The organism is uncultured Leptotrichia sp. (assembly GCF_938036635.1).
Lineage (GTDB): Bacteria > Fusobacteriota > Fusobacteriia > Fusobacteriales > Leptotrichiaceae > Leptotrichia > Leptotrichia hongkongensis.
The window spans coordinates 1-4029 of the sequence record NZ_CALHQO010000492.1 but is presented as its reverse complement, the minus strand read 5'-3'; the positions used below and the strand labels follow the sequence as shown (position 1 = coordinate 4029).

4 protein-coding genes are annotated in these 4029 nt (G+C 30.8%); all 4 read left to right on the top strand.

What is annotated here, in order from left to right; genetic code table 11:
• The first annotated feature begins 57 nt into the window (after nt 1-57).
• The 4 genes from Q0370_RS09955 to Q0370_RS09940 all read left to right on the top strand — a co-directional run bounded on the left by Q0370_RS09955 (nt 58) and on the right by Q0370_RS09940 (nt 3904).
• Nucleotides 58-753 (top strand): N-acetylmannosamine-6-phosphate 2-epimerase, encoded by a 696-nt coding sequence (locus Q0370_RS09955; protein WP_299575230.1) that lies wholly within the window; start codon nt 58-60, stop codon nt 751-753.
• A gap of 116 nt (nt 754-869) precedes the next feature.
• Nucleotides 870-2489 (top strand): PTS transporter subunit EIIC, encoded by a 1620-nt coding sequence (locus Q0370_RS09950; protein ID WP_299575228.1) that lies wholly within the window; start codon nt 870-872, stop codon nt 2487-2489.
• Nucleotides 2490-2593: 104 nt separating this feature from the next.
• Nucleotides 2594-3577, top strand: coding sequence for a DNA polymerase III subunit delta (holA, locus tag Q0370_RS09945; RefSeq protein ID WP_299575225.1), 984 nt, complete (start codon nt 2594-2596; stop codon nt 3575-3577).
• 174 nt (nt 3578-3751) lie between these two features.
• Nucleotides 3752-3904 carry a hypothetical protein gene (locus Q0370_RS09940; protein ID WP_299575223.1) on the top strand — a complete coding sequence of 51 codons (153 nt, stop codon included), beginning with the start codon at nt 3752-3754 and terminating at the stop codon, nt 3902-3904.
• Nucleotides 3905-4029: the final 125 nt, after the last annotated feature.

Sequence of the window (4029 nt, the reverse complement as noted above, 5' to 3'; positions counted from 1 at the left end):
ATGGGGTAACATAGGAATATAAGAAATATTAATTGAAGGATAAAAGAAGGTGTAATTATGAGTAAAGAAAAATTATTGGAAAAATTAAAAGGGAAATTGGTTGTTTCGTGCCAGGCATTGCCTGGAGAACCTCTTTATATAGAAAATGGGACTATAATGCATCTTATGGCTATTGCGGCAGAACAGGCTGGAGCAGCGGGAATAAGAACAAATGGAATAAGAGATATTGAAAAAATCAAAAAAAACTTAGATTTGCCTGTTATAGGATTAATCAAAAAGCAATATGAAGGATTTCCTCAGCATATAACTGTAACAATGAAGGAAATAGATGATTTAGTGAAAGCTAAAGCCGATATAATTGCACTAGACTGTACAATGAGAGAACGTCCTGAAGCAAAAACAATAAATGAATTTATAAAAAAAATTAGGGAAAAATATCCTGATGTGCTATTAATGGCAGATATTTCAACATTTGAAGAAGGTGTGAATGCTGAGAAAGCTGGTGTAGATTTTGTAGGAACAACACTTAGTGGCTATACTCCCTATAGTAAAAAATCAGAAGGGCCTGACTTTGAATTAGTAGAAAATCTTGCTAAAACACTTCATATTCCAGTAATAGCAGAAGGAAAAATACACGAGCCGAAGCAGGCAAAAAAAATGCTGGAATTAGGTGCGTTTGCAGTAGTTGTTGGAGGAGCTATAACAAGACCTCTTGAGATTGCTCAAAGATTTGTTAGGGAAATGGAGAAATAAAAATTAGTAATTAAAAATAAATATTATAGAAAGGAAATTATTGAAACTGTTTTAAAAAATAATAAAGAGAGGAGGAAATATAATATTTTAAATGGTTTCAATATACGGTATATGCTATGAAAAATAATGGAATTTTTGCAGTATTACAGAAAATAGGTAGGGCTTTTATGTTACCTATCGCAGTGTTGCCGATGGCGGGAATACTTTTAGGAGTGGGAGGTTCTTTTACGAATCCTGTCCTTATAAAAACATATAATTTAACTTTTCTTGAACCAGGAACGCCGTTAAATTATCTTATGCAGCTGTTTTCTAATGTAGGATTGTTTGTTTTTGCAAATTTACCTTTACTGTTTGCAGTTGGTGTAGCTATAGGACTTGCAAATAAAAATAAAGAAACAGCAGCGTTATCAGCAGTTTTGGGATTTTTGCTTTTTCACACTATAATAGGGACAATTTTGAGTTTTAAAGGGATAACTCCTGATTCAGTAACTTATGATGCTCTTATTGGAAAAGGTTTGAGTGAAGCTGCGGCAAGAGGGACAGCGGCATTGTATGCAAAAGAACTTGGAATATTTACATTACAGACAGGTGTGTTTGGTGGTATCGTATGTGGTATTGTGGCTTCGGCAATTACAAACAAGTTTTCAGATAAAAAATTACCTGATTATTTGGCATTTTTCAGTGGAAATAGATTTGTGCCTGTTATGACAATTATTTTATTTATTCCTTTGGCAGCAATATTTCCGTTTGTTTGGCCTACAATCTTTATGGGAATTGTAAAAGCTGGAGAAATGTTTGCAGCTACAGGGGCTATAGGAACATTCTTCTATGGATTTACAATGAGATTGTTAAATGTATTTGGATTACACCATGCGATATATCCTCTGTTCTGGTATACTCAGCTTGGAGGTTATCAGGAAGTTGGAGGACAGATGGTAGCAGGAGGGCAAAATATATTCTTTGCACAGCTTGCAGATCCGTCAGTAAAACATTTTAGTGCAGCAGCGACAAAAACAATGACAGGTGGATTTTTACCTATGATGTTTGGATTACCTGCAGCAGCCCTTGCAATGTACAGAACTGCAGATGACAAGAATAAAGCGGCTATAAAAGGAATATTGCTATCAGCCGCATTGACATCATTCCTTACAGGAATAACTGAACCGATAGAATTTACTTTCTTATTTGTAGCACCTGTATTATACGTAATTCATGCAGTGCTTGAAGGACTTGCCTATATGCTAATGTATGTGCTTAATGTGGCAGTAGGAATTACATTTTCAAGAGGAATTATAGATTTCACTTTCTTTGGACTTTTACAAGGAAATGCAAAGACTTCATATTACTGGATACTAATATTAGGCCCTGTATATGCACTTGTATATTATTTTGTGTTCAAAACATTAATTTTGAAATTTAATATTCTTACACCAGGTAGAGGAGATTCTGAAAATAAACTTTACACAAGAAAAGATTATAACGAAGCTAAAGAAAATACAGAACTTATAGACAATATAGTAGTTTCATTAGGTGGAGCAGAAAATATAGAAAATATAGATGCCTGCATTACAAGACTTAGAGTTACTGTAAAAGATGCTTCTATAGTTGCTGATGATGCGAGATGGAAAGAATTGCAGGCAAAAGGTGTAATTCGTTCTGGAAAAGGAATTCAAGTAGTGTACGGAACTCAGGCTGAAACATATAAAAATCAAATAAGAGAAAAATATAGAATATAATTTTTACAAATTTTATTTGTTTTTTGTTTTAAAGTTCAAATTATACAAAAAATTTGATATAATTTTCTCAAGAAATAAAAATAATTATAGACGTGAGGAAATAAATGATTTATTTTATTGGAGGAAAAAAGCAAAGAGAATTTAAGTATTTTGAACTTTTGGAGAAAATTCGGAAAGAAAATGTTGGAATTAGTGAAAGTTTTTTTGATGTGGATTTGAAGGAAAATGAAAAATTTTTGGAAAAAATAAATATTAATTCCATATTTTCAAGTCAAGAACTGGTAGTACTAAAAAGAGCGGAAAAGCTTAAAAATATTGAGGAAATTTTGAAATACGTAGCAAATCTTGAGATAGTAAATAAGGAAATTATTATTGATTATGACAAGGAAGACGGGAAATTTGGAGTAAAATTAAAAAAGCTGCTGGATGAATTTAGTAAAAATAAGCAAATGGAAGTTTTTTTATTTCAAAAGGAAACAGAAGAGGAAATACGGGCTTATGTTGCAAATGAATTGGATATAAACGCAAGGGATGTGGCAATGCTTCTTGAAATGATAGGAAGCAATCCGTTTAAGGTCAGAAATGAAGTTGCAAAAATTAAGATTTTTCTGGATGGAAAAAAGTTTGATATTGAAAAAATTAAAAATATTGTATCTATTGAAAAAGATTATCAAATTTATGAAATGACCCGAAACATATTGTTAAACAATCCAGCGGATGTAATGAGATACTTGGAGCAAAAAAAAGAATATATGGGAATCTTGTATTCTCTTTACAATGAACTTGAAATAATGTACAAAATAAGCTCGTTAAAAATGAAAGGGCGAAAATTCAGTAAAAATTACAACACTTTTAAAATTGAATTTGAAGAAATAAAGGAAATTTTTAAATCCAATAACAGAATCCCAAATTCCTATGTAATTTTCAAAAAAATAGAACTGGAACAAAACTACACAAATACCAGTTTAAAAAAATTAGTTTTTAGATGCTGGGAAATAGAAAAGGATATAAAGACTGGTAAAATAGAAATGGAAACAGGAGTGGAAATGTTAATTATGGAAATTTGCTCATTATTTAGAAAAAAATAATTTTAGAAATCCTAAAATATGAATAAATATAAACATCGAACAAAGATGTTTAAATAATTGATTTATAAATAGATTGCTTAAAAGCTATTTTAACTGCAACTGATAGAATTTCAACAAAAAAATTAAAGAATACGAATAAAATTTGAAAGTAAACATAAAAGAGGTGTATTTCTAATGGGAATATTAAAAAAAATATGGGATATGTTGCCAGAAGGACGTCCAATTTGTGTGCCTAAGCCAGAAGCGTGGGGAGTAAAACAGGAGGAAGATAAGGAAAGAGACAATGATTTAAAGAAAAAAGATGATGTGGAAAAAATAAAAAAATAAAGTTTTTTGTGAAATTAAATTTTAACATAAACTGATTATTCTCAGAAAATAATGGAAGAGGGTGCATTTAGACGCTCTCTTTTTTATTTTATGAGGATTTTTATATTAAACTCCATTTAAAAAAT

Bases quoted from the DNA above. Each gene is read 5' to 3' on its own strand.
- Q0370_RS09950 (WP_299575228.1), top strand. From the start codon at position 870: ATGAAAAATAATGGAATTTTTGCAGTATTACAGAAAATAGGTAGGGCT.
- Q0370_RS09940 (WP_299575223.1), top strand. From the start codon at position 3,752: ATGGGAATATTAAAAAAAATATGGGATATGTTGCCAGAAGGACGTCCA.
- Q0370_RS09955 (WP_299575230.1), top strand. From the start codon at position 58: ATGAGTAAAGAAAAATTATTGGAAAAATTAAAAGGGAAATTGGTTGTT.
- holA (WP_299575225.1), top strand. From the start codon at position 2,594: ATGATTTATTTTATTGGAGGAAAAAAGCAAAGAGAATTTAAGTATTTT.